Source organism: Streptomyces sp. NPDC090021 (assembly GCF_044748225.1).
Lineage (GTDB): Bacteria > Actinomycetota > Actinomycetes > Streptomycetales > Streptomycetaceae > Streptomyces.
Genome location: NZ_JBIVFO010000003.1, coordinates 226,702 through 250,975, shown reverse-complemented (window position 1 = coordinate 250,975; position 24,274 = coordinate 226,702). Strand labels below are relative to the sequence as shown.

Sequence of the window (24,274 nt, the reverse complement as noted above, 5' to 3'; positions counted from 1 at the left end):
GGTGTGGCCGATGATCCAGTCCCGGGCCCGAGCCTTTGTGGGTTCCGACGAGGATCCGAACGGTCCCACGCGCGTGGAACGAGGGGGCCCGGTGGAACCCCGGCCGTCGGCCCGGCCCCGCCCGGCACCTCTCCGGTGGCGGGGCCCGGACACGGCTCGCGCGAGGCGGCCGCTCGCCGGTCACGCGGCCCTCCGGACCGCGGGTGTCCGCGGGACACTGGGACTGATGCCCGGAGCGGTACCGGACGGCGCAACGCCCCTGGCTGCCGTTGCGGACATCGAGCAGCATGAGGACAGCGGGACCGGCGGACGAGATGGGCACGCATGCGCGCCACCGAGAGCAACCAGGACTACCCCTTCGCTGTCACCAACACGGCCGCGGCCCTGCTGGACGCCTCCGGGCGGGTCGTCGCCTGGACAGGAGCGGCCGAAACCCTGCTGGAGCGCCGGTCCGCGGACGTGTGCGGCCGCCCCGCACGCGACCTGCTCGCGGACCCGGGCAGCTGGGCAGCGGTGCTGGCCCAGGGTGCCGGGCACGGGGACCGGGCGGGCTGGGAGGGCCGTGCCTCACTGCGGCACGGCTCGGGCCGCACGCTGGAGGTCGGCTTCCGTGTCGTCCCGCTGACCGACGGCGCGCACGGTGAAGCGGCCCGGTTCCTCGTGCTCGGCGCGGCCCAGGAGCTCGTCGCCCGGTGGCGGCAGGACAACGCCTTCACGCACGAACTGTTCCTGCAGGGCCGGGTGGGCCTGGCCGTCTTCGACAGGGACCTGCGGCTGCTCCGGACGAACTCGCACCTGCTGCCGTACACCGGAGTGCCCGTCGAACTGTACGGCCGGCGGCTGGCCGACTTCCTGTGGGCCGAGGACGCGCGGACCCTCGACGACCGGCTGCGGGACGTCGTCCACAGCGGCGTCCCCCTGGTCGGCCTCAACACGACCGTGCGCACCCTCGACGAGCCGAGGGGCGGCCGGATCGTGACCGTCCAGGCGTTCCGGCTCCAGGAACCCGACGGCCACCCGATGGGCGTGGCGGCCGTGTTCACCGACGTCACCGACCACGAACGGGCACGCGGACGCCTGGACCTGCTGTACCGCGCGACCGGAGCGCTGGGCGGTTCCCTGTCCGTCCTGCGCACCGTGGAGGACCTGGTGAAGGTCCTGGCGCCCGCGTTCGGCGACTGCGCCGCGGTGGACCTCGCGGAGACCGTGCTGACCGGCGGTGAACCACCCGCCGACGGGCAGCTCGCCCTGCCCCTGATCCGGCTGGCCGTCGCCGGTACGGAATCGGAGGCGCTGCGCACCGGGACGGCCCGGTTCGCGGCGCCCCTCGCCGCACCCGGAGCGGACGGGCGCGGCGGGCGGCAATGCAGGGGAGAGGTGATCACCGGCCTCGGGGGCCGGCCCGCGGACTCCGGGGACGACGCGGCCCCGGAATGGGCCACGGGCGTCCCGGGCGCGCACTCGGCGATGACGGCCCCGCTGTGCGCACGGGGCATCAGGTTCGGCAGGCTCACGCTCTGGCTCACGGGCGACGCCGCTCCGCCGGAGGAGGACGACCTCGCGCTGCTGGAGGAGATCGCCGCCCGTGCGGCGGTCGCCGTGGACAACGCCCGGCGCTACACCAAGGAACGCCGCACCGCCGTGGGCCTGCAGCGCAGCCTCCTGCCGCCCGCCACCTCGGAGAAGCCCGCGGTGGAGGCCGCCGGTCTCTACCTGCCCGCCGACGCGGACAGCGGAGTGGGCGGCGACTGGTTCGACGTGATCCCCCTGTCGTCGGCCCGAGTCGCCCTCGTCGTCGGGGACGTCGCCGGGCACGGCCTGCACGCCACGGCCATGATGGGGCGCCTGCGCAGCGCCGTACGGGCGATGGCGGACCTGGAACTGGAACCGGAGGAACTGCTCGCGCACGTGGACGACATGGTCGTCCAGTTCGCCTCCGAGGCCGAGAGCGACGACGCGGACGACGCGGACGCGGGCGTCCCGCTGCCGACCGGCCCGGCGGGCGCCACCTGCCTGTACGCCGTGTACGACCCGGTCACCCGGACCTGCACCATGGCGAGCGCAGGCCACCCGCCCCCGGCGGTGGTGGGCCCGGACGGAACCGTGGAGTACGTCGAGCTGAGCCCCGGGCCGCCCCTGGGGGTCGGCGGCTGGCCCTTCGAGCCGGTCGAGCGCGAACTCCCGCCGGGGAGCGTCCTCGCCCTGTACACCGACGGCCTGATCGAACGCGGCGAGGGGGACATCGACCACGGCATGCGTGACCTCGCGGAACGGCTGCTGCGCTCGGACGTGCTCGGCCGGCCGCTGCGCGAGGCCCGGCACGACATCGTGGAGGGGCTGCCGCCGGGCAGGCTGAAGGACGACGTCACCCTGCTGCTGGCCCGCACCCGGGAGGTGGAGGCCGCGGCCATCGCGACGTGGCTGCTCGACGCGGACCCGGTGGTCGTCGCCGACGCACGCCACCTCGTCCTCGCCCAGCTGACCGCCTGGGACCTCGACGAACTCTCCTTCAGCACGGAGCTCATCGTCAGCGAGCTGGTCACCAACGCCATCCGGTACGCCGGCGGCCCGGTCCGGCTCCGGCTGATCCGGGCGGACACCCTGACGTGCGAGGTCTCCGACTCCAGCAGCACCCAGCCCCGGATGCGCCGTGCGCGCAGCTCCGAGGAAGGCGGCCGCGGCCTGTACATCGTCGCCCAGCTCTCACACCGCTGGGGCAGCCGGTACACCATGGGAGGCAAGACCGTGTGGTCCGAACAGGCCCTGCCGCACGCCTGACGGCGCCGGCCGACCGGTTCGACCGCGCGGTGCGCGCCTCCGCGACCTGGATCGTCCGGGCCACCCGCACCTGACACCGCGGAGCATTAAGGCGGGATCAACTGAGCCTTAAGGATCCGTGCGACCCGGTCGTCCCGGCGGCGCTCCCGAGGACCGGCGCGGGCGCCGCGCTCGTCAATCCGCCCCGGCCGCAGGGCTGCGACCTGTGCGTTCGAGTGGCTTCCGGGCACGCCGGGGCGGCGCGGCGGGCCGTGCGGAGCAGCCGGGCACGCGCCCCCGCCGGATTTGTAACACGGCGACAAGAACTGAATCCGCTGGTGACGCCGGGCGTATGCAGGAAGGGGGAGGCAGTGACCATCGGATCGAGGAGTGTCAATGTCCCGGAAACGGACGATGAGTTCTACGAAGAAGCTCGTGCTCTCTGTGACCACAGGAGCCCTGGTGGCCGGCGGGGCGGTCGCCACGATGGCGACGGGCAACGCCGCAGCCCCGGACGTGGTGTGTCCGGGGTCGACGGTGACGCTGTCGGGTGAGGCCGGACCCCCGGCCGCGACCAGCGGCACCTTCCCCGTGGGAACCAAGCTCAAGGTCACCAACCTCGACAACAACCAGACCACCACCGTCACCGTCAACGGCCCCTCCGGCAGCTGCGTCCTCCTCAACAACGCCGCCTTCGACAAGGTGCGCGAACCCGGCAAGAACCTCATCCGCCGCGCCCGCATCGAACGCGTCGGCGGCAGCGACGCCCCGGCCCGGGCGGCCACGCCGCCCGCCGCCGCGGGCGACCGGCAGGCAGCACCGGCCACCGGCGAGGTCGTGTGTGCGGGGTCGACGGTGACGCTGTCGGGTGAGGCCGGACCCCCGGCCGCGACCAGCGGCACCTTCCCCGTCGGAACCAAGCTCAAGGTCACCAACCTCGACAACAACCAGACCACCACCGTCACCGTCAACGGCCCCTCCGGCAGCTGCGTCCTCCTCAACAACGCCGCCTTCGACAAGGTCCGCGAACCCGGCAAGAACCTCATCCGCCGCGCCCGCATCGAACGCGTGAACTGACCCACTGACCCGCGGAACGGGCCCGTTGCCGGGTCGGCGGCGCCTTGGCGGGGAAAGGGGCGCACCCCTCCCCCGCCAGGGCGCCGACCCGCGCGGCGGGCCCCCGCGGGCCTCGCGGGCCCCCGCCGGGGCGCCGACCTGAGCGGGCCGGACGCGGGCCCGGTTCCGGCGGGCGGGCCCGGGTTGTCGGCGGGTGCCGATAGGCTTCGTGGATGGCCCTTCCGGACACTTCCCCCGATACCTCCGACGCTCTGCAGGTCCTGCACCGCGTGTTCGGATACAGCTCCTTCCGCGGTGAGCAGCAGGAGATCATCGAGCAGGTGATCAGCGGCGGCGACGCCCTCGTGCTGATGCCGACCGGCGGCGGCAAGTCGCTCTGCTACCAGATCCCGGCGCTGGTCAGGGAAGGCACCGGCGTCGTGATCTCGCCGCTGATCGCCCTGATGCAGGACCAGGTGAACGCGCTCAACGCGCTCGGGGTGCGGGCCGGATTCCTCAACTCGACGCAGGACCCGTACGAGCGGCAGGCCGTAGAGCAGGCCTTCCTCGCCGACGAGCTGGACCTGCTGTACCTGGCCCCCGAGCGGCTGCGCACCGAGAGCGCCCAGCGGCTGCTCGACCGGGGCAGGGTGTCGGTCTTCGCGATCGACGAGGCGCACTGCGTCGCCCAGTGGGGTCACGACTTCCGGCCCGACTACCTCGCGCTGTCCATGCTGCACGAGCGCTGGCCGAAGGTGCCGCGGATCGCGCTGACGGCGACGGCCACCGAGGCCACCCATGCCGAGATCGTGGCGCGGCTCGGTCTGGAGGAAGCCCGGCACTTCGTCGCCAGCTTCGACCGGCCGAACATCCAGTACCGCATCGTCCCGAAGAACAACCCGCTGGGGCAGCTGCTGGAGCTGATCCGGACCGAGCACGCGGGGGACGCGGGCGTCGTCTACTGCCTCTCCCGGGCCTCGGTGGAGAAGACCGCGGCCTCCCTGGTCGAGCAGGGCATCGACGCAGTGGCCTACCACGCCGGAATGGACGCCCGGGCCCGCGCGGCGAACCAGGCGCGCTTCCTGCGGGAGGAGGGGGTCGTGGTGGTGGCCACCATCGCGTTCGGCATGGGCATCGACAAGCCGGACGTGCGTTTCGTGGCGCATCTCGACCTCCCGAAGTCGGTCGAGGGCTACTACCAGGAGACCGGCCGCGCCGGCCGTGACGGCGAGCCCGCCACGGCCTGGCTGGCGTACGGCCTGCAGGACGTGGTCCAGCAGCGCAAGCTCATCGACGGTTCCGAGGGCGACGAGGCGCACCGCCGCTCCCTGAGCATGCACCTCGACGCCATGCTGGCGCTGTGCGAGACGGTCGAGTGCCGACGGGTGCGGCTGCTGGCGTACTTCGGTCAGACGGGCACCCCCTGCGGCAACTGCGACACGTGCCTGACCCCGGGCGAATCCTGGGACGGGACGGTCGCCGCGCAGAAGCTGCTGTCCACCGTGTGGCGGCTGGCGAAGGAGCGGCGGCAGAAGTTCGGCGCGGGCCAGATCATCGACATCCTCCAGGGCAAGAAGACGGCCAAGGTCATCCAGTTCGACCACGACGCTCTCTCGGTGTTCGGTGTCGGGGCCGACCTGGGCACCGCCGAGTGGCGGGGTGTCGTGCGCCAGCTGCTGGCGCAGCGGCTGCTGGCGGTGGAGGGCGAGTACGGGACGCTGGTGCTGACGGACGACAGCGGCGAGGTGCTGGGGGGCCGTCGCAAGGTCCCGATGCGGAAGGAGAAGGCGCCCGCGGCCGCCTCCCGCAAGGAGTCCGGGTCGCGCTCGGGGAAGGGCGCCCGCGTACCGGTCGACCTGCCGGCCGCGGCCGAGCCGGTCTTCCTGGCCCTGCGCGCCTGGCGGGCCGAGACGGCGAAGGAGCAGGGCGTTCCGGCTTACGTCGTGTTCCACGACGCGACGCTGCGGGAGATCGCGACGCGGGTGCCCGCCACCGTGGAGGAGCTGGCCGGTGTCGGCGGCGTCGGCGAGGCGAAGCTCGCCAAGTACGCGGAGGGCGTGCTGGCCACCCTGGCGCAGTGCGGTGCCGCCGTTCCCGCCCCCGCCGCAGCACACCCGGCCGAGGCCGTCACGCCCGCCGGGCCCGCGCCGGCCTCCTCCCGTCCGGCCCGGTCCGCAGCGCCGGAACTCGACGAGCCGCCCTTCGACCTGGACGAGACGGACCCGCCGCCCTGGGACGAAGACTGGCAGTGACCCGCCGGGTCCGCCCGCAGCAGGCCCAGGGGCCGGGTCGCCGTACGGTGACCCGGCCCCTCGCCGTACGCGGAGTCCACCCGCGCGCTGCGGGCCACCCGCGTCGTGATTGCCCACCGCCTGTCCACCGTGATGGACGCCGACCGGGTGATCGCCACGGCCGACGGCCGCGTCGTCCAGCAGGGCCCGCCGGCCGAACCCCTCGCCGACCCGGCGGGCCTCTTCCACACCCTGGTCCGCCGCCAGCTGCGGCGGCCGGTGGCGACGGGGCGGGGGCATGTATGTTCGGCACGTACGAAGGAGCGGCGGTCATCGGCGATGGCGCGCAGGTGCCAACAGGGGGCGTCATGAGGTACGACCTGTCCGACCGCCTGGTGATCGGGATCGCCTCCAGCGCCCTGTTCGACCTGGCCGACTGCCACGCGGTGTTCCGGGAGCAGGGGGAGGACGCCTACCGGGCACACCAGGAGGCCCATGTGGACGATGTCCTGGCCAAGGGTGTGGCCTTCCCCTTCGTCCGTCGCCTGCTGTCACTGAACGACCTCGCGGAGCCGTCGGACCCGCTGGTCGAGGTGATCGTGCTGTCGCGCAACGACCCGGACAGCGGCCTGCGCGTCATGCGTTCGGTCGCCGCACACGGTCTGCCCATCACCCGGGCCGTCTTCCGGCAGGGCCGGTCGGCGCACCGCTTCATGCGCGCCCTGAACATGTCCTTGTTCCTGTCGGCCGACGGGGCCGACGTCCGTGCGGCGGTGGCGGACGGGCTGCCCGCGGGGCACGTCCTGCAGACGGCACGCGTCGACGACGAGGACGACCAGGAACTCCGCATCGCCTTCGACTTCGACGGCGTGCTGGCGGGCGACTCCTCCGAGCGGATCTTCCAGGACGCCGGCATCGACGGCTTCCGCGCGCACGAGGTCCTCAACGCGACCACCCCGCACGACCCGGGCCCCTTGAGCGAGTTCCTCGCGGGGATCAACCGCATCCAGTGCCGGGAGGAGGACAGGCGTCGCGAGGACCCCGCGTACCGGCTGCGGCTGCGGGTGTCCCTGGTCACCGCCCGGGACGCCCCCGCGCACGAACGTGCCGTGCGCAGCCTCAAGCGGTGGGGGCTGCGCGTCAACGACGCGTTCTTCCTCGGCGGGATCGACAAGTCCGCCGTGATGAGCGTCCTCGATCCGCACATCTTCTTCGACGACCAGGTCTCCCACCTGAACGGGACGGCGCCGGCCACGCCCAGCGTCCACGTACCGTTCGGAGTCGTCAACACGCCCCCGGCCGACGCCGCGCACGACGCCCCGCCCGACGCCCCGCCCGACGCCGGGTGAGGGCGCCGGCCGGGATCACCCCTCGGGCACGTCAGGTCATGAGCGAGCGGCCCGTGGGGGCCAGGCGCAGGGTCACTGGGGCCGACGTCCCTTCCCGTTCGATGCCGGGCAGGACCTCGTCCCGTGCGACGGGGTGGGCGCGCAGCGCGGTCAGGTGCCGCAGGTGGGCCTTCTCGTCGGGGTGGGAGGTGAGGACCACCGCCACGTTCTCCCCGGTGCGGACCGGGAGCCGGGGGAAGGTGTTGGGCGCCGTCTCGGTGGCGAACGCGGCGAGCGGCACGGCTCCGGTGCCGCGCAGCAGCGGCAGGAGACCGTCCCGGACCAGGGCGATCCCCTCGTCCCGGCCGGGCGGGAAGGACCACAGCGTCGCGGACACGAACCGTTCGGGAGCCGGTGTGCCGGGGCGCGGCCTCGTGGACGGCGCGGCGCGCAAGGAGCCGTCGTGCGTCAGGGGGCGCAGCAGGAGGACGTCGTCGGAGTCGCGCATGGTGGCGTTCGCCTGCGGGCCGTGCCGTTTCCAGACGGGGCCGCCGTAGAAGGCGGTCAGCGCGTCGTGCCGCGCCGCCATGCCGGGGAATCCGCGCAGCCAGACGAAGCGGTCCGGGTCGTCGAGGTCGCGGAACTGGCCGAGGACGGTCATGCCGGTCTCCTCCTGGGTCTCGACCAGTTCCCGGTCGAAGAGTTCGACGAGGTCGTCGCGGCGGCCCGGGCGCAGCGTGTACTGGCGGAGCTCGATCACGGTGAGTTCGTGGGCGGGGTCGGTGGATGCGGACGGCACGGCAGGCTCCTCTTCCGGTTCGTTGCACGGGTGCTGACCGACGGTAGGCCCCGGGCGTGCCAGGGGCTGTCAGGGTTTCCGGGGAGAATGGGCGCATGTCCGCCGGTCGTCTGCTGTCCGTCCTGCTGTTGCTGCAATCGCGGGGCCGCATGTCCGCGCGGGCGATCGCCGAGGAGCTGGGTGTGCCGGTGCGCACGGCCTACCGGGACATGGAGCGGCTGCAGGCAGCCGGCGTACCCGTCTGCGCGGAGCCGGGCCGTGGGGGTGGCTACCGGTTGCTCGACGGCTATCGCACCCGTCTGACCGGGATGAGCGAGGGGGAGGCGCGGGCGCTGCTCTTCGCCGGGCTGCCGGGGGCGGCCGCCGACCTGGGGCTGGCGGCGGAGGTGGCGGCGGCGCGGCTGAAGCTGCTGGCCGCGCTGCCGGCGGGGCCGCGGCAGGAGGCGGCGCGCACCGCCGCGGTGTTCCACGTGGATGCCCCGGGCTGGTACCGGGAACCCGAACGGATCCCGCATCTGCCGCTGTTCGTGGAGGCGACGCTCGCGCAGCGCGTCGTGGAGGCGCGCTACCGCCGATGGCGCGCGCCGCAGGAGGTGTCCCGCCGCCTCCGCCCCTACGGTCTGGTCCTCAAGTCCGGTGTCTGGTACGTCGTGGCCGCCACGGAGAGCGGGACGGCGACCTACCGGGTCGCGCAGGTCCTCGAAGCGGTGCTGAGCGACGAACGCTTCGACCGCCCGCCGGACTTCGAGCTGGACGCCTACTGGGCCTCCTACCTCGCGGACTTCCGGGCACGCCGCTACACGGGCACGGCCACCATCCGCCTGTCCCCGCAGGGGCGCCGGCGCCTGCCCGACAACGTGGCACCTGAGGTGGTGCGGTCGGTCGACGCCACCGCGACGGCCACCGGTGCGGACGGCTGGGTGGAGGCGGTCGTTCCGACGGAGAGCACCGCACACGCCTGCGGTGAACTGCTGCGGCTCGGCGCGGACGTGGAGGTGCTCGCGCCGCCGGAGCTGCGCCGGGCCATGGCCAACACGGTCGGCGCACTCGCCCGGTCCTACGGCGTCGTCGGTCAAGGGACAGGAGCCCATTCATCCGGAAGGGAACTTCGGTGACGGGCCGGCACCGGGTACGGCTACTTTGGAACGCGGGCGGAGGTCGTAGCAGTCGGAGACGTCTGCCCTGGCCGGGGGACGGCCCCGAACCGTACCCCCCTCACGTGGCCCCGGCATCGGGCCGGGGCTACGGCCCGGACCCGCGCGTCCGGCTGACCGATGCCCCGGTGAAGGAGGGCGGCGCCGGATGGCGCGTCTTCGACGACGGCACGTACGTGAGCCCGGGCAAGCTCAAGGGCAACCGACGTCTCCTTCGGCGCGGCGTCCCTGACCTGACCTGACCTGACCTGACCCAGGGGATCCGCAAGACTGTCACGAAACGGTCATCATCCGGTCTCATTCCGACACCAATGGTCGGGAAGCATTCCGCTGGAGAACGTCAGTCCAGCAAGGGACCCTCCGATGCTCCGATCCCGACGAGCCGCAGCCAGGGCGCCGCTCGCGTGACCCACCGCAAACCGAAGCCGAAGCCGAGGCCGCGGGCCGTGTCGCGCCGCGACGCGATGGTCTGTGCCAGCAGCGGACTCATCGCCACCGCCTTCGGCGTCGTCGCCGGATTCGGCGGGAGCCCCGACTCCGGCCCGGGCCCCGGACCCGGCCCGATGGAGCCATGGGCCGAGGGCGGGTCGGGGCCGGCACCCGCCGAGGCGGCTTCCGTACCCGCACAGCCGTGGATGCCGGACGCGACCCTCAGGCCGCTTTCGGTGAACTTCACTCCGGGCGGGCTCCGGGAGGTGCGGGGTCTGGTCCTGCACGTGCAGGAGGGCGAGAACTCGCTCCACGACCGCTTCAGCGATCCGGCGGTGAGGTCCTCCGCGCACTTCTGGGTCTCGCAGTCCGGCGAGATCGAACAGTACGTCTCCGCGCACGACCGGGCCTGGGCACAGGGCACCGGCAACCCGTCCTGGCTGTCGGTGGAGACCTCGGGCTTCGCGAGCCGGCCGCTGACGGCGCAGCAGGTGGACTCCGTGGCACGGATCTACGCCTGGGGCATGGCCCAGCACGGCTGGCCCCTGGCCCCCGCCCCGACCCCGCTGGGCCGGGGCCTGGGCATCCACAGCATGGGCGGCCGGGCCTGGGGCGGCCACGCGTGCCCCGGCCCCCTGCGCTCCGCCCAGACGGGAGAGATCCTCACCGCGGCCCGCGGAAGGCACCCCCGGTAGCCGCGGACGGGCGGTGTCACCGGATCAGGCCGATGTGCGGGGGTTGCGGGGGGACTCCGGGCCAGACGTAGAGCTGCGGATGGTTGCCTCCCGAAATCTGCGCCCCGGGCGAATCCTCAACGCCGGAGCCGGCGACCCCGGCGATCTCCCGGTCCTCGTACGGGACCCGGCTGCGGTGGCGGGAATGCCATCGCTTCGAGGCGATGGTGAGCAGCGGGGCCATGTCGGCACCACAGGAGTTGGAGCAGATCGGCCTGCCCCGGCGGTCGCAGCAGGGGCACGTCGCGCACGTACCACTGGGCCACGGCCGGCACGGCGTTCGGTCCCTCCCGCCACTCGTCGAGCTCACCGTCGTGCCACTCGTGTGTCAGTGGCCGGTTGGGAATCCCCACCGGCGGCCGGTTCATGGGGAGATATCTGGCCGTCAGGGGTGACGGTCGGTGATCGACTCGTAGGCTGTCTCACTGCCGTCCTCGGCTGACAAACTCTCTGACCATGACAGACAGCGGACTGTGGGTCGGCATCCTCACTGCACTGACCGCGCTCGGAGCCGGCTACATCACCGCGCGGGCGACTCTCCGCGCAACCCGGGCCCAAGCCGAGACGACCACAAGGGCAGAGGCCCTGCGTGAGGAGCGTGAGCGGCGCCGATCCGCATATCGGGAGATGACGAGCTGCGCGCACGCATTCAACGTGGTCACCTGGCAGATTGACGACGTCGATGCGGCGCGTGACCGTGAGAGCAGGGGCCGACTCCTGACGCAGATGTGCGAGCGCATCGGCCCGGCCATCGGGGACATGAACAGGGCGATGCACGAGGTCCGGCTCGATGGCCCTGCCTCTGTGTCCGACGCGGCGGATCACGTGCGGAACATGGCCCGGCGCGTGCAGCAGCGACTCAACGCGCTACTCAGTGACGACAGTTCTGGGCGCCGCGACGCGTACGACGCTGCCTACCAGGATTTCCGGGCAGCGTACGTCACGTTCATAGGCCTGGCTCGAGGAGCGCTGGAGGTCAAGGACACATAGCAGGCTGCCTCTTGTCCGGTGCGATCAGACGCGCAGGACAGGGGCCCGTTCGGCCCGTTCGTCCTCTGCCGGTACGGCCCGGCCGCGAAGCATGGACAAGTGGTAAGGCGGAGCGGGCGGGGCGGCCGGCTCGGGCGGTGCGGGAACAGCGGGGCGTTCGTTTCAGAGCGGACTCGGACCGCCGCCTGCTCGCCGAGGAGTTCCTGCGAAGAGCGCGCATGCGCACCCGCGGTGACACCCGGACCGCCGGCCCGGAACCACCCGGGTGCGGCCCCCGGCGGTCGGGCGGTCGTGTCAGTCGGCGCGGCGTCTGCCCCGTTGGCGGCGCGGGTACGGCAGGAGTCGCGGCGGGCGACTGGCGGCCAGGTCCTCGACCCAGCCGAAGGTCAGCACCAGCAGCGCGATCAGCGGGATCGCCACCAGCAGCGTGAACCACTGGCTGGCGAGCAGCCACTGGAAGTGCGCGTAGACGAAGGGGACGCTCCAGAGGGGATCGATCAGCGGGATGGCGACCACCAGGGCGACCTGGTGCCACAGGTAGAGGCTGACGGCGCGCGCGTTGACCAGGCCGATCAGGCCGTTCCAGCGTTCCAGCGGCCTGGGCCACCGCTCCCAGGACGGGCTGACGTGGAGCAGGAGGGCGACGAAGCCGATGGACCACAGGGCCTGGGCGATCGGCCAGGACTCGATGTCGGTCGCCACGGTAGGGTCGACCGGCCGGGTCTGCAGGTACCAGAAGCCGGCCACCATGATCAGTGGCGCGACGGACGGCAGCACGTACTGCGGGATCTTCCTGAGGAGCCCCTCCTGGTGGGCCATGCCGAGGATCCAGCAGGCGCCGAAGGTGACGAAGTCGTTGGCGGTCTCCCAGACCCGGCCGTAGACGAACTCCTGGTCGGCGAAGAACGTGTGCATGACGATCACCACCGCCAGGGGCGCGGCCAGCGTCACCACGGGGAAGCGTCGCAGTGCCCGCAGCAGCAGCGGTGAGAACAGGACGTACCAGAGGTAGGCCCGGAGGTACCAGAGCGGGACGATGATCTGCGCCGCCCAGGTGGGTTCCACGAGCCCGAAGCCGGACAGCTCGTCCGCGTACGGCGGGGTGCTCAGCGGCAGGAGCCAGAAGGCCAGCTTGGACCACCACCAGGTGGGGTGACCGTCGGACTGGGGGCCCCAGCCGGCGAGGATCTGGAGGGCGATCACGGCGGCGCCGAACAGCCACATCGGCGGCAGCAGCCGGCGCAGTCGGCCGCGGATCACGCCGAGGGCGGGTCGGCTGAGCGATCGCGCCATCAGCGAGCCGGCCAGGGCGAACATCACGCCCATCGACGGGAAGACGAGCGGCAGCCAGAACCAGCCGAAGTTGTGGTAAAGCACCACGCGGGCCAACGCCAGCGTGCGCAGCAGGTCGAGGTAGCGGTCCCGGCCGCCCTTGCTCCGGGACGGTGCAGTCTCCGGCTCCCGCTCCGGTCCGGGCTCCAATCCGGGCTCCGGCTCCCGCTCCGGCCGGGCCCGCAGTGCGGCGGGGACCCTCAACTGCAGGGTGTCCCGGGTGTCCCGGGTGTCCCGGGTGTTCCGGTTGCCCCGGGTGCGCCCGAGGTCGATGAGTGCGGTCACGGTCGGGCCTCCACCGGCACGGCGACCTCGCCGGTGCGCCGGAGCTTCTGCCAGCGCAGCCGGCCACCGGTCATCGCCGTGATCGCGGACTGCAGCAGGACGATGTACATGAGCTGGCGGTAGACCAGCTGCTGGATCGGCAGGCTGATCAGGTGCCAGGGCTTCTCGCGGTCGAGCCGGAAGGCGTACCAGGACAGCGCGGCCTGGAGCAGGATGAAGCCGCCCCAGCCGGCGAGGGTGATCGGGGCGTCCCCGAACAGCACGCCGTACACCAGGAACATGTCGACCAGTGGCGCGAGCAGCGGGGCGACCACGCCGAAGAGCACGATGAGCGGCAGCCCGAGCCGGCCGAAGCGCCCCGCCGGGCCGCGGGAGGTCACGGCGCGGCGGTGCTTCCACATCGCCTGCATGCTGCCGTAGCTCCAGCGGTACCTCTGGGACCAGAGCTGCTGGAGGCTGGCGGGAGCCTCGGTCCAGGCGCGGGCGTACTCGGCGTAGACGATCCGCCAGCCGTCGCAGAGCACCGCGATGGTGATGTCGGTGTCCTCGGCGAGGGTGTCGTCACTCATCCCGCCGACCCGCCGCAGGGCCTCCTTGCGGAAGGCTCCGACCGCGCCGGGGATGGTCGGGATGACGCCGAGCATGTCGTACATCCGGCGGTCCAGGTTGTGGCCGAGGACGTACTCGATGTGCTGCCAGGCACCGATCAGGCTCTCGCGGTTGCCGACCTTGGCGTTGCCCGCGACCGCGCCGATCGTCGGGTCCCCGAAGGGCTGGACCAGCTCGCGCACGGTGGACGGCTCGAAGACGGTGTCGCCGTCCATCATCACGATGATGTCGTGCGAGGCAGCCGCGATTCCGGTGTTGAGCGCGCTGGACTTGCCGCCGTTGACCTGGCGGATCAACCGTACGAACGGCAGGTTCATCTCCTCGACGAGGTCCGCGGTGCCGTCCGTGGAACCGTCGTCGATGACGATCACCTCGATCGGATGGTCGCTCGCGGCCAGGGAGTGCAGGGTGTTGGCTATGCACTCGCGTTCGTTGTAGGCGGGGACCAGTACGGTGACCCGTTCGGTGACGGGCGCCCCCCAGGCGTCCCGCCGTTTCGAGCGGCGGGCGTGGATCGGTGCGAGGACGAGCATCAGCGCGAAGCGGCCGAAGTTGAGGAAGCCCACCAGGGCCAGCAGCCCGACCAGCACCGGCAGGGTGTGCACAGCGGCCTGGGTGGCCCAGACGAACACCTTGCCCGCCCACAGCTGGAATCCGTCCACCGGCACGGTCGCGCTGGAGGCGCCGAGCGCGTCGGAGATGGTGGTGAAGCGGTAGCCCTGGGCCTGCAGCTCGTCGATGATCCGCACGAGCGCGGCAAGGGTCTGGCTGCGGTCGCCGCCCGCGTCGTGCAGCAGGATCAGCGCGCCCGCGCCGGGCTCGGCCGGCATGGCCGCCTTGACGATCGCGTCCACGCCGGGGCGCTTCCAGTCGTCGGTGTCGCGGTCGATGAACGCGGTGAGATAGCCACGCGCACCCACGTACTTGATCACCGGGTAGTTCCAGTCGTCCATCGCCGTGGCGTCGGAGGAGTACGGCGGACGGAACAGCGCGGAGTGGACGCCCGCGACCCCGGCCAGCGCGAGCTGTGTCTGCGCCAGCTCCCAGCTGATCCGGGTGTGGGACTGGTACACCAGGTCGGGGTGGGTGAAGGTGTGCACGCCGAGCTCGTGACCGCCCGCGACGATCTGGCGGATCAGGTCCGGGTTGCGGGTGGTCATCGCACCGGTCACGAAGAAGTCGGCCCGGATGTCGCGGGCGGCGAGCACTTCGAGGATCTTCGGCGTCCACTCCCGGGAGGGGCCGTCGTCGAAACTCAGCACCGCGGTCCGGTCGGGGATGCGGTAGCTGACGGGATGCTCGTTCCTGGCGCCGCGCGCGTCGATGACCGGGCCGCCCTTGAGCAGGTGGTTCGGCACGGTCGTCTTGTCGACCGAGATCGCGATCCGGGAATCGTGGAACGCCTCGTTCGTGGCGAGGCCGCGCAGGACGAGGAGGGCGAGCAGGCAGGCCAGCAGGGAGAGCGGCATGAAGAAGCGCAGCGGTGGCGCGGCCAGTCGGCGCGGCCTCAGCAGGGACTGCCGGCGGCGCTGGTGGCGGGACAATGACGCTCCTGGAGATGGTGGTGCGGGTGATCGGGGCTGCGCGGCCGGGCGAGGGCGGTGTGGGTGATCAGGGCTGTTCGGCCGGCCGGCCCGAGGGCTTCGCCCCGCGCGGCGCGGTGGCGCCGGGCTGCGCGGTCGCCCCGGTCTTCGACGTGGTGGCCGCGGTCTTCGGCGTGGTGGCCGCGGTCTTCGAGGTGGTGACCGTGGTCTTCGAGGTGGTGGCCTCGGTCTTCGGCTGCGGGCTCGCGGACCGTGCGACCGTCCGGGGTGCGGACGAGGCGTCCTGCGCGGACGACGGGGCGGGCGACAGCGACGGTGCGGGGGTGCGCGACGGCACGGGCGTCCGGGAGGGCTGCGGGGGGATGCCCATCGCCGGGGCGTCCGCCTGCACACCGATCAGGCTGCCGGCCATCGCGACCGCCAGGATCGCGCCGACGACGGAAACCGGCCAACCGAAGCCGCGCAGGAGACGGCCACGCAGACCCGACTGGTCAACGAACACGGGTGCGGGAGCAGGCGCCTCGAAGTCCGGCTCGGGTATGTCGAACCCTGTCGGGTACGCCGATCCACGGTGGCTGGATTTGCTTGCAGGGCGCACCGTGCGAGGCCTTTCATTGCAGGGTACGTAGACCGGGACCGCGGAATCTCAAGGCGAACGCTAGTGCACCAACCTGAAGCGACTTGAACCTGATGCACATGTTTGTCCCGATCTATTCATGGGTCGTAATCGGATCGAAACGCCATTTGGTGGGTATTGGTCGGTAGACCGTCCGCACGGTCGCCCTTGTACGAGCGGGGAAGCGTTTCAGCCAAAGCGTTTCGCCGGAACCTTCGCCGGAACCGTGGCGTCCGGGTGGTGCGCGAGGCAGTCACGGCGGTCGCCGCGACCCCCACCCCGGGCCTTAGGATGACGCCCTCATCGGATCAGCCACTGCCCCTCCATGCGCGAGGGCGTGTCTGAATATCGCCTCTACTCCCCCAAGGAGCCCGTGTGAGCCCGCCCCGCCGCACCTCTCGTCGCCGCGCGTGGGCCGCGCTCGCACTGCCCGCCCTCCTGTGCGTACTCGCGGCCTGTTCCGGCGGCGGCCCCGCCGGCGATGCCGCCGCACCCGGCGGCAGTGCCTCGCCGACCCCGTCCGGACCGCCGGGAACCCTGTTCGACGACTTCCGGTACAGCGGCGCCGACGACCCCGCGCTCGCCGCCCACGGCTGGGAGATCCGTACGGGAGGGGGCGGACCGGGCATCAAGGACAGCTGGTCCGCCGCCGGAGCCGCCTTCCCCGCCGACCCGACCGCCCAGGGAGGCAGGGTCCTGCAGCTACGGTCCTCCACCGACGGCACCAAGGCGGGGACCAGCCAGGTCGAGATCCAGGGGACCGGCAAGAACCTCTTCACGGGCACGTACGCCGCCCGGGTCCACTTCAGCGACAAGCCCACGAGCGGCCGCAACGGCGATCATGTCGTGCAGACCTTCTTCCCGATCTCACCCTCCGACGCCTCGGACCAGTACAGCGAACTCGACTTCGAGTACCTGCCGAACGGCGGCTGGGGTTCGACGGGGCCGCGGCTCGACAACGTCAGCTGGTACAAGGCCGACCCGCCGGACCGGGTCAACAACACCCTCAAGCAGCGCCTCGAGGGCTGGCACACCCTGATGATCACGGCGATGGACGGCAAGGTCACGTATTCCCTGGACGGCGAGGAGGTGTTCACCAGCTCCGGCAAGTACGTCCCGCGCGAGAAGATGGACATCCACTTCAGCAACTGGTTCATCGACCTGCCCTTCACCGGCGGCCCGCGCACCTGGGAGATGAAGGTCAACTGGGTCTACTACAAGGCGGACGAGGCCGTGTCCCCGGCGGACGTCCAGAACAGGGTGGACGGCTTCTACAACACCGGCACCCACCACATCAACACCGTCCCCAAGGCCTGACCACGCCGGGGACCACGTCGGCCACGCCATGGACCACGTCGTCGCGATCCTCTTCGGGAGCGTGAGCGGGAAGGACCTGGCCGACCCGATCTCGCCATGGCGGGTCGTTCTGCCACACCGGCACCACCTCCGCTGCCGCTGCCGCCGCCGCTGCGGAAAGGTGCTCCACAATTGACAGTTGGAGCCATTCGGTGGCGAAGCCGGGTCAAGATGACCGGACATGGCCGGAGCCCGTGCAAGGACGCGTCCGTGTCCGCAGCCCGGGCGGCAGGGCGGACGGCGGCTGCGGGCTGCCGTGTTCACCCTGCTCAGTTCGGTGCCGGCCGTCGTGGGTCATCATCCGGCGGCCGGGGGACCGGCTCCCCGGCAGCGGATGACGGGCGGGGCGGCGGTCGCCTTCGCCCTGTCGTGGCTCGTCACGCGGACGCCCCGGCCCCGGAGGCGCGTGGTCACGGCGACCGGTGCAGCCCAACTCGTGCTGCACCGGGCCCTGTCCGTACGGCATCCCGGGTTCGGCGCGCATGCCGAAGCCCACGGCACGGGGCGGCAGATCGTGCGGGCCGCGGCACAACACGGTACGTGGACGACCGCGACGGCGACGGCGACGGCGACGGCCCATGGCATGGCCACCTGCGCGACGGCTCCGCTCACGCACCGGGCGGATCAGGTGCTCAGCCGACTGCCGACGACGGTGGGCCGGTGGATCCAGCGGGCCGTCGCAGCCGTCGCAGCCGCCGCCGCGGGCTTTCGCGCCCACCACCGGCCGTGGCCGGGGCGGTGTCCGCGGACCACACCCGTGCCGCGCGGCGGTCGGGCCGTACGGCGGGCGGTCGCGACGGAGCTCTGTCACTCGGTGGTGCGTCGGGGGCCTCCGGCCCCGTACGCAGGAGACGGTCCCCCGATCCCCTCGTACCGAGAGGTTGCTCTTCCTCATGACCGGAACACACAGCCTTCCCCGTCCGCGCGGCCCGGTACCGGCCGCCCTCGGCGCCCTGGTGGTCCTCGGCCTGAGCGCGGGTCCGGCCGCCGCGCACGCCGGGGTCACTGCTTCGGACCCGCGCGCCCTCGCCGAGAACGTCACGCTCTCCTTCACGTCGGAGGCGGAGTCGGACTCCGCGGGGATCGCGGAGTTGCGGGTCGTACTCCCGAAGGGCATCGCCCCGGACGCCGTGACGCTGAAGGACGCCCCCGAGGGGTGGAAGCTGACGGCCACCCCGGACGGCTACACCATCGGTGGCACGGCCCTGGCCACCGGAACCGATGCCGAGTACAGCATCACCGTGCGCCGGCTGCCCGACGAGAAGTCCCTGGCGTTCAAGACCCTGGAGACCTACGGCGACGGCATGGTCTCCCGCTGGATCGAGGTTCCCAAGGACGGCGAGAAGGTCGACAACCCGGCGCCCGTACTCCAACTGAAGGCGGCGGCCCCCGGGGCCGGGTCGGTCGTCCCGAGCCCCTCACCGACGCCGACGCCGACGCCTTCGGCGACGCCGGACACGGTTCCGCCCGAGCAGCCGTCCGCGGCCGACCCGACCGCTCTCGCCGCGGCCCCGAACGCGGAGGCCGCGGACGCGGACGCGGACGCGAAGGAGACGGGCCGTGGCACCGGAACGGTCCTCGGTGTGGTCGCGGCCGTCCTGGTGGCGGCGGCCGTCGGCGCCTTCTGGTGGCTGCGCCGCAGTCAGAGCCCGAGCCGGGGCTGACCAGCCGACAGCCCGACCACCCGTCCTCCACAGCGCGGCGGCCGGGGCGGGGCCGGTGTGCAGGTGGCCGACGCCGTGCGCCCGCCCTGCCGCCGACCCACCGGGGCGGGTCCGAACGGCGGGTGCAATGTACAGGGAGAACGCCCGCACCGGGTCACCCGTTCCCGGGCTTTAGCCGAAGTTGCGCACCCGCCCCGGTCCTCCGTCCGGCAGCACTATCGTCCACATCCCGTCGTCGGTCCCAGCCCGGCCGGAGCCGAGTCCCGGGTGGCGATGGCCGCCCGCTCACGACCGCCACCCCGGAGACCGCCCTTCATGCACACAGGATCACCAGGAACACCAGGCACACCACCAGGAACACCGCTCGCCAGGAAGCCGCTGGCCTTCCTGGTACTGGTCGCCGCCGTACTGGCCCTGCTGTTCGGCGCAGCCGCCCCTGCCCTCGCACACACCGCGCTCAGCGGCTCGGACCCCGCCGACGGCAGCGTCCTGCAGACACCGCCCCGCCAGGTCACACTCACCTTCACCGAGTCCATCAGCTTCCCCGAAGAGGCGCTGAGGGTGCTGTCACCGGCGAACGAACGCGTCAACCCCCGCCCGGCGCAGCACGCCGACGGCAAGGCGAACACGGCCCGCGTGGAGTTGTCCGGCGAACTGCCCGAGGGCACCTACGCCGTGGCCTGGCGGGTCATCTCCGCCGACGGCCACCCGATCTCCGGCGCGTTCACCTTCTCCATCGGCAAGCCCTCGGAGACCGCCGCCACGCTGACCACCGACTCACCGGACGACACGGCGGTCGGCCGCCTCTACGGCTTCTTCCGCTACCTCGCCTACAGCGGTCTGGCCCTCCTCGTGGGAGCGGCGGCGTTCATCCTGCTGTGCTGGCCGGCGGCGGTCGCGCTGCGCCCGGTACGGCGGCTGCTCGTCGCCGGGTGGGTGACCCTGGTGGTGGCCACCGCGGCTCTGCTCCTGCTCCGCGGCCCGTACGAGGCGGCGGGCTCGCTGGCATCGGCGTTCGACCCGGCCCGGCTGTCCCGGACCGCCACCGGGAAGCCCGGAACCGCGTTCCTCGTACGGCTCGCCCTGCTGTTCGCGGCCGCCGCCGCGATGCGGTGGCACCCGGCCCTGCGGCCCGTCCGCGAGGGCGGGGGCGAGGGTCAGGGCGAGGGCAAGGGCGAGGGCGAGGGCGAGGGATCACAACCGCCGGACTTCGGCGTCCGGTTCCGTCTGGCCGGGACGGCGCTCGCCCTGGGCCTCGCTCTCAGCTGGGCCACCGCCGAACATGCCTCCGCCGGGCTGCAGGTGCCGCTGGCCATGCCGGTCGCCGCGCTCCATCTGGTCGCCATGGGCGTCTGGTTGGGCGGTCTGATCACCCTGGTGATCGCACTGCGGGACCGGGGACCGGGTGGCCGCGTGCTCCCGGCGCCCGCGGTGGGCCGCTTCGCGACGCTGGCCTTCCGCGCGGTCGCCGTGCTGGTCGGCACCGGGCTGTACCAGTCGTGGCGGCAGGTCGGTTCGTGGGAGGCCCTGACCGGCACCTCGTACGGCAGGACCCTCGTCGTGAAGGTCGCCGCCGTGGTCCTCCTGCTGTACGTGGCGTCGTACTCCCGTCGGGCGGCAGCCCGCCTCCTCCAGGATCCCGTACCCGCCGAGGAGGCGCAGCGGACGTCCGAGCCCGAAGTGGCGCGCGTGGCGGAGTTGGTCGGTGCGTCCGGTCCCCGGGGGGTGACGGGCGGCAGCGGCAGCCCCGATGGCGTCGCGGAAGGCGGGGCGGGCGGCGCCGACGGCGTCGGTGACCGTGCCGGGTCTTCGCCCGTGGAGGAGTCCGAGCGGTACCGGCGCGGTCTGCGCCGCACCGTCGCGGCCGAAGCCGTACTCGGCGTGGTGGTCCTGGCGATCACGACCCTGCTCACGGGTACCCAGCCCAGCCGTGCCGCGGTCGCCGAGTCCGCCGCGGTCGCCGCCGGGCAGGAACCGCAGGCCAAGGTGGTCACCGTACCGTTCGACCTGGGGACGGCCAACCGCCGCGGCCAGGTCCAGATCACGCTGGCTCCCGGCCGCGTCGGCGAGAACACGGTCGAGGCGGTCGTGTTCAGCGAGGACGGCGGCCTCGCCGCCGTTCCCGAGCTCCGTCTCACGCTCACCCAGCGCGAGCAGGGCATCGGTCCCCTCGACGCCAAGCTGAAGAACCAGAAGGGGTATTGGGCCACCTACGACCTCAGGCTGCCCATGGCCGGCGAGTGGACCCTCGACATCGTGGTCCGCACGACCGACATCGACCAGGTCACCGTGCGCGGAACCGTACGCATCACGTAGCCGCCCGGCCGCCCCGGCCCGTGGGAAACCGTTGGCGGACCTCACCCCGCAGGTCCGCAGGGCCGCGGCGCTCGTCCGCAGCGGACGCACCGCCCAGGCGCAGCGCCTCCTGCCCACGCAGCGCGTCTACCCGACACCCGGCAGCCTGGAAGCGCACCTCTTCCCGACGCGGTGAGGGTCGTGCGCCGTCCGGTCCGCGCGGGCCTCAGCCGAGGGCACGGTCGAGGTTGAAGGCGGCGCTGATCAGCGAGAGGTGGGTGAACGCCTGGGGGAAGTTGCCGAGTTGCTCCCCGCTGCGGCCGATCTCCTCCGCGTAGAGGCCCACGTGATTGGCGTAGGTGAGCATCTTCTCGAAGGCCAGCCGGGCTTCCTCCAGGCGTCCGGCGCGGGTGAGGGCCTCGACGTACCAGAAGGAGCAGATCGAGAACGTACCCTCGGAGCCGTGCAGACCGTCCGGGCTGGCTCCGGGGTCGTAGCGGTAGACCAGCGAGTCGGAGACCAGTTCGGTGGTCAGCGCGTCGAGGGTCGAGAGCCACTTGGGGTCGGTGGGCGCGATGAACTTGGCCATCGGCATCATCAGTACGGAAGCGTCGAGCACGTCGTGGCCCAGTCCCTGGACGAACGCTCCGCGCTCGGCCGACCAGCCTTCCCGCATGATCTGCCGGTAGATCGCGTCCCGGCTCTGCTGCCAGCGCGGCAGATCGGCCGGCAGGCCGCGCCGGTTGGCCATCCGGATGGCCCGTTCGATCGCCACCCAGCACATCAGCCGTGAGTAGACGAAGTCCTTCCGGCCTCCCCTGGTCTCCCAGACGCCTTCGTCGGGCTGGTTCCAGTTGTCGCAGAGCCAGTCCACCACGACGCCGACCTCGTCCCAGTGATCACTGCTGATGGGACGCCCCCACTTGTCGTACAGGTAGACGGAGTCGATCAGCGCTCCGTAGATGTCCAGTTGGAGCTGGCCGGTGGCGGCGTTGCCGACGCGCACCGGAGCGGAACCCAGGTATCCCTCCAGGTGGGACAGCTCGACCTCGGGCAGGTCACTGCGCCCGTCGATGCCGTACATGATCTGCAGCGGGCCGGCGGGGTGGGCGCCCGGTGCGAAGCACCGTGCGGACAGGAAGCCCATGAACGCCTCGGCCTCCGAGGTGAAGCCGAGCCGGAGCATGGCGTAGACGCAGAAGGCGGCGTCGCGGACCCACACGTACCGGTAGTCCCAGTTGCGCTCGCCGCCGACCCGCTCGGGAAGGCTCGTCGTCGGTGCGGCGACGATCGCACCGGTCGGCACGTAGGTCAGCAGCTTCAGCGTCAGGGCGGAACGGTTCACCATCTCCCGCCACCGGCCTCGGTAGCGGGAGCGGCTCAGCCAGCCCGACCAGAACCGGACCGTCGCCTCGAACTGCTCCTGCGCCTCGGCACGCGGACAGGCCCGCGGGCGCACGCCGTCGCCGATCTCGTCGAGGGCGAACACCACGGACTCACCTTCGAGGAGTTTGAAGTGCGACCACACGTCCGTGCCGTCGGTTTCGAGTGGCGCGGTGGAGGTCAGTGCCAGTGAGATCGACGGGCCGGCGAAGACGGCCTCGTGGGCCTGCGTGTGCACGGTGTGCGCCTCGGCGCCGTAGCCGAAGCGGGGAGCCACTCTCGCTCGGAACGGAAGGGTGCCGCGCACGCAGATCACCCGCCGGATCAGCCGGTGCCGGGCCGCTTCGCGCGACTCGTCCACGACCGGCATGAAGTCCTGGATCTCCGCGACCCCGTCGGCCGCGTAGAACCGGGTGATCAGCACGTTGGTGTCGGGGAAGTAGAACTGTCTCGTCCGTGCGGGCACCTCGGCGGCCAGTTCCCACGCTCCGCCCCGGTCCGCGTCGAGGATCGCCGCGAACACGCTCGGTGCGTCGAAGCGCGGACAGCAGTACCAGTCGATCGTGCCGTTCGTCCCCACGAGCGCGGCGGTCCGGAGGTCACCGATCAGACCGTGCTCGGAGATCGGCAGGTAGCGCGCGCCGTCCACGTCGCCGCCGGATCCGTTCCCGAATGCCATACCGGCCTCCCTACCGCCCCTGCCGTCTGGCTGCGGGCAGCTGAGGGGATCGAGAAGACGTCGCCTTTCATGGTAAGTCGCCCCCGCACGCCCGCGCAGGCGAAGCGTGCGCGGGCGTACGTCGCGTGCGTCACGCGTCACGCGTCGCGTGCAAAGAAGCGGAACACGCACCACGACTTTATGAGCTTGATGCTACTCTCACTAGCACCATGCTGCTGAGACTGGACACCGCAGACAGCCGGCCCCTCCACGAACAGGTGGCCGGAGCCATCCGTCGCGCCATCGCCGAAGGGGAGTGTGCGCCGGGAGATCGGCTACCACCGGCCCGGGATCTCTCCCTGGCGCTGGGCGTGAACGCCAACACCGTGCTCCGAGGCCTGCGGGCCCTGCGGGACGAAGGGGTGCTGGAGTTCCGCCGGGGCCGCGGCGTCACCGTGACCCAGGGCGCGGGAGAACGGTCCGAGCTGCTCGAGCGGGCACGGGAGCTGGTGGCCGACGCGGCACGACTGGGGTACGGCAAGACCGATCTCATCGAGATGATCAGGGGGCTTTCGTGACTGACCGTATGCACCGTGTGCCGCGAACGGGCGGCAGCGTATGGGGGGCGGCCGTGTGGATCACAGGCGTCTTCGCCCTGCTGGCCGCGCTGCCCCTGGCCACGAGCGGCCGACTGCCCGCGCGCGTGGCCACGCACTGGGGCGGGGCCGCGCCCGACGGGTCGATGCCGGTGTGGGCGGCTTCCGCGTTCCCGGCCCTCGTATGGGCGGCACTGGCGCTCGGCACCGTCGTCCTGACGCGGCGCCCGCACATACCGGCCCCGTCGTGGGCCGGGGCGGCACTGGCGTTCACGGGGGTCTTCATGGCGGGCACCCAGGCGTCGATCGTCCGCGCGAACCTGGACCGTGCCGACTGGCGGGAAGCCGGTTCCGTGGGACTGGGCATCGCCCTGACCTTCGTGGCCGCACTGGCCGCAGGCGCGCTCGGCCTCATCGCCGGGCGCCGCGGCCGACCCTCTTCCCCCGCTGCCGCGGCG

Annotated in this window: 18 protein-coding genes and 3 pseudogenes; 15 read left to right on the top strand and 6 right to left on the bottom strand. The window is 72.3% G+C overall.

What is annotated here, in order from left to right; all coding sequences use genetic code 11:
- Positions 1-324 precede the first annotated feature (324 nt).
- The 5 genes and pseudogenes from ACIPXC_RS03595 (at position 325) to ACIPXC_RS03575 (ending at position 7,393) form a co-directional block, all read left to right on the top strand.
- Positions 325-2,778, top strand: a complete 2,454-nt coding sequence (locus tag ACIPXC_RS03595) for a SpoIIE family protein phosphatase (RefSeq protein ID WP_401613092.1) — start codon at positions 325-327, stop codon at positions 2,776-2,778.
- A 471-nt stretch (positions 2,779-3,249) separates the two neighbouring features.
- Positions 3,250-3,513: pseudogene (locus ACIPXC_RS03590) on the top strand (hypothetical protein); the annotation flags it as partial.
- A gap of 533 nt (positions 3,514-4,046) precedes the next feature.
- Positions 4,047-6,065, top strand: a complete 2,019-nt coding sequence (gene recQ, locus ACIPXC_RS03585; RefSeq protein ID WP_401613090.1) for a DNA helicase RecQ — start codon at positions 4,047-4,049, stop codon at positions 6,063-6,065.
- Between the two features lie 105 nt (positions 6,066-6,170).
- Entirely contained in the window at positions 6,171-6,416 is a 246-nt protein-coding gene (locus ACIPXC_RS03580; protein ID WP_401613088.1) for a hypothetical protein, read from the top strand.
- Positions 6,413-7,393: a 5'-nucleotidase gene (locus tag ACIPXC_RS03575; RefSeq protein WP_401613087.1), complete on the top strand. Its 981-nt coding sequence runs from the start codon at positions 6,413-6,415 to the stop codon at positions 7,391-7,393. Before ACIPXC_RS03580 ends, ACIPXC_RS03575 begins: the two co-directional genes overlap by 4 nt.
- A gap of 31 nt (positions 7,394-7,424) precedes the next feature.
- Here ACIPXC_RS03575 and ACIPXC_RS03570 read toward each other — a convergent pair whose 3' ends face one another.
- Positions 7,425-8,171: an NIPSNAP family protein gene (locus ACIPXC_RS03570; protein WP_401613085.1), complete on the bottom strand. Its 747-nt coding sequence runs from the start codon at positions 8,169-8,171 to the stop codon at positions 7,425-7,427.
- A 95-nt stretch (positions 8,172-8,266) separates the two neighbouring features.
- Here ACIPXC_RS03570 and ACIPXC_RS03565 point away from each other — a divergent pair, with 95 nt between their 5' ends.
- The 3 genes and pseudogenes from ACIPXC_RS03565 (at position 8,267) to ACIPXC_RS03555 (ending at position 10,449) form a co-directional block, all read left to right on the top strand.
- Positions 8,267-9,286: a helix-turn-helix transcriptional regulator gene (locus ACIPXC_RS03565; protein ID WP_401613083.1), complete on the top strand. Its 1,020-nt coding sequence runs from the start codon at positions 8,267-8,269 to the stop codon at positions 9,284-9,286.
- Positions 9,287-9,417: 131 nt separating this feature from the next.
- A pseudogene (locus ACIPXC_RS03560) lies at positions 9,418-9,531 on the top strand (electron transporter); the annotation flags it as partial.
- Between the two features lie 198 nt (positions 9,532-9,729).
- Positions 9,730-10,449 carry an N-acetylmuramoyl-L-alanine amidase gene (locus tag ACIPXC_RS03555; RefSeq protein ID WP_401613081.1) on the top strand — a complete coding sequence of 240 codons (720 nt, stop codon included), beginning with the start codon at positions 9,730-9,732 and terminating at the stop codon, positions 10,447-10,449.
- A 16-nt stretch (positions 10,450-10,465) separates the two neighbouring features.
- On the opposite strand, the gene ACIPXC_RS03550 is transcribed toward ACIPXC_RS03555, so the two are convergent.
- On the bottom strand, positions 10,466-10,672 hold the full coding sequence (locus ACIPXC_RS03550) for a hypothetical protein (RefSeq protein WP_401613079.1): 207 nt from the start codon (positions 10,670-10,672) through the stop codon (positions 10,466-10,468).
- Between the two features lie 272 nt (positions 10,673-10,944).
- Here ACIPXC_RS03550 and ACIPXC_RS03545 point away from each other — a divergent pair, with 272 nt between their 5' ends.
- Positions 10,945-11,478, top strand: coding sequence for a hypothetical protein (locus ACIPXC_RS03545; RefSeq protein WP_401613077.1), 534 nt, complete (start codon positions 10,945-10,947; stop codon positions 11,476-11,478).
- A gap of 294 nt (positions 11,479-11,772) precedes the next feature.
- Here ACIPXC_RS03545 and ACIPXC_RS03540 read toward each other — a convergent pair whose 3' ends face one another.
- The 3 genes from ACIPXC_RS03540 to ACIPXC_RS03530 all read right to left on the bottom strand — a co-directional run bounded on the left by ACIPXC_RS03540 (position 11,773) and on the right by ACIPXC_RS03530 (position 15,750).
- Complete coding sequence (locus ACIPXC_RS03540; RefSeq protein WP_401613075.1) at positions 11,773-13,095, bottom strand: acyltransferase; 1,323 nt, start codon at positions 13,093-13,095, stop codon at positions 11,773-11,775.
- On the bottom strand, positions 13,092-15,185 hold the full coding sequence (locus tag ACIPXC_RS03535; protein ID WP_401613136.1) for a bifunctional polysaccharide deacetylase/glycosyltransferase family 2 protein: 2,094 nt from the start codon (positions 15,183-15,185) through the stop codon (positions 13,092-13,094). The genes ACIPXC_RS03540 and ACIPXC_RS03535 overlap by 4 nt, the downstream gene beginning before the upstream one ends.
- 130 nt (positions 15,186-15,315) lie before the next feature.
- A complete protein-coding gene (locus tag ACIPXC_RS03530) occupies positions 15,316-15,750 on the bottom strand; it encodes a hypothetical protein (protein ID WP_401613073.1) in 435 nt (144 codons plus the stop codon).
- Positions 15,751-16,239: 489 nt separating this feature from the next.
- Between ACIPXC_RS03530 and ACIPXC_RS03525 the strand changes: the two genes are divergently transcribed.
- The 4 genes from ACIPXC_RS03525 (at position 16,240) to ACIPXC_RS03510 (ending at position 21,375) form a co-directional block, all read left to right on the top strand.
- Entirely contained in the window at positions 16,240-17,181 is a 942-nt protein-coding gene (locus ACIPXC_RS03525; RefSeq protein ID WP_401613071.1) for a glycoside hydrolase family 16 protein, read from the top strand.
- Between the two features lie 932 nt (positions 17,182-18,113).
- Positions 18,114-18,884, top strand: coding sequence for a DUF1775 domain-containing protein (locus ACIPXC_RS03520; protein ID WP_401613069.1), 771 nt, complete (start codon positions 18,114-18,116; stop codon positions 18,882-18,884).
- A gap of 315 nt (positions 18,885-19,199) precedes the next feature.
- Positions 19,200-21,200 carry a copper resistance protein CopC gene (locus tag ACIPXC_RS03515; RefSeq protein WP_401613067.1) on the top strand — a complete coding sequence of 667 codons (2,001 nt, stop codon included), beginning with the start codon at positions 19,200-19,202 and terminating at the stop codon, positions 21,198-21,200.
- Positions 21,201-21,231: 31 nt separating this feature from the next.
- Complete coding sequence (locus ACIPXC_RS03510) at positions 21,232-21,375, top strand: hypothetical protein (RefSeq protein WP_401613065.1); 144 nt, start codon at positions 21,232-21,234, stop codon at positions 21,373-21,375.
- Between the two features lie 30 nt (positions 21,376-21,405).
- Here the strand turns inward: ACIPXC_RS03510 and ACIPXC_RS03505 are convergent, their stop codons facing one another.
- The gene (locus tag ACIPXC_RS03505; protein ID WP_401613063.1) at positions 21,406-23,241 is read right to left on the bottom strand and encodes a glycoside hydrolase family 15 protein; all 1,836 of its coding nucleotides are present in this window, start codon (positions 23,239-23,241) and stop codon (positions 21,406-21,408) included.
- Positions 23,242-23,450: 209 nt separating this feature from the next.
- Between ACIPXC_RS03505 and ACIPXC_RS03500 the strand changes: the two genes are divergently transcribed.
- Both ACIPXC_RS03500 and ACIPXC_RS03495 read left to right on the top strand, forming a co-directional pair.
- Entirely contained in the window at positions 23,451-23,798 is a 348-nt protein-coding gene (locus tag ACIPXC_RS03500) for a GntR family transcriptional regulator (protein ID WP_401613061.1), read from the top strand.
- A 53-nt stretch (positions 23,799-23,851) separates the two neighbouring features.
- Positions 23,852-24,274, top strand: a pseudogene (locus ACIPXC_RS03495) (DUF1648 domain-containing protein); the annotation flags it as partial.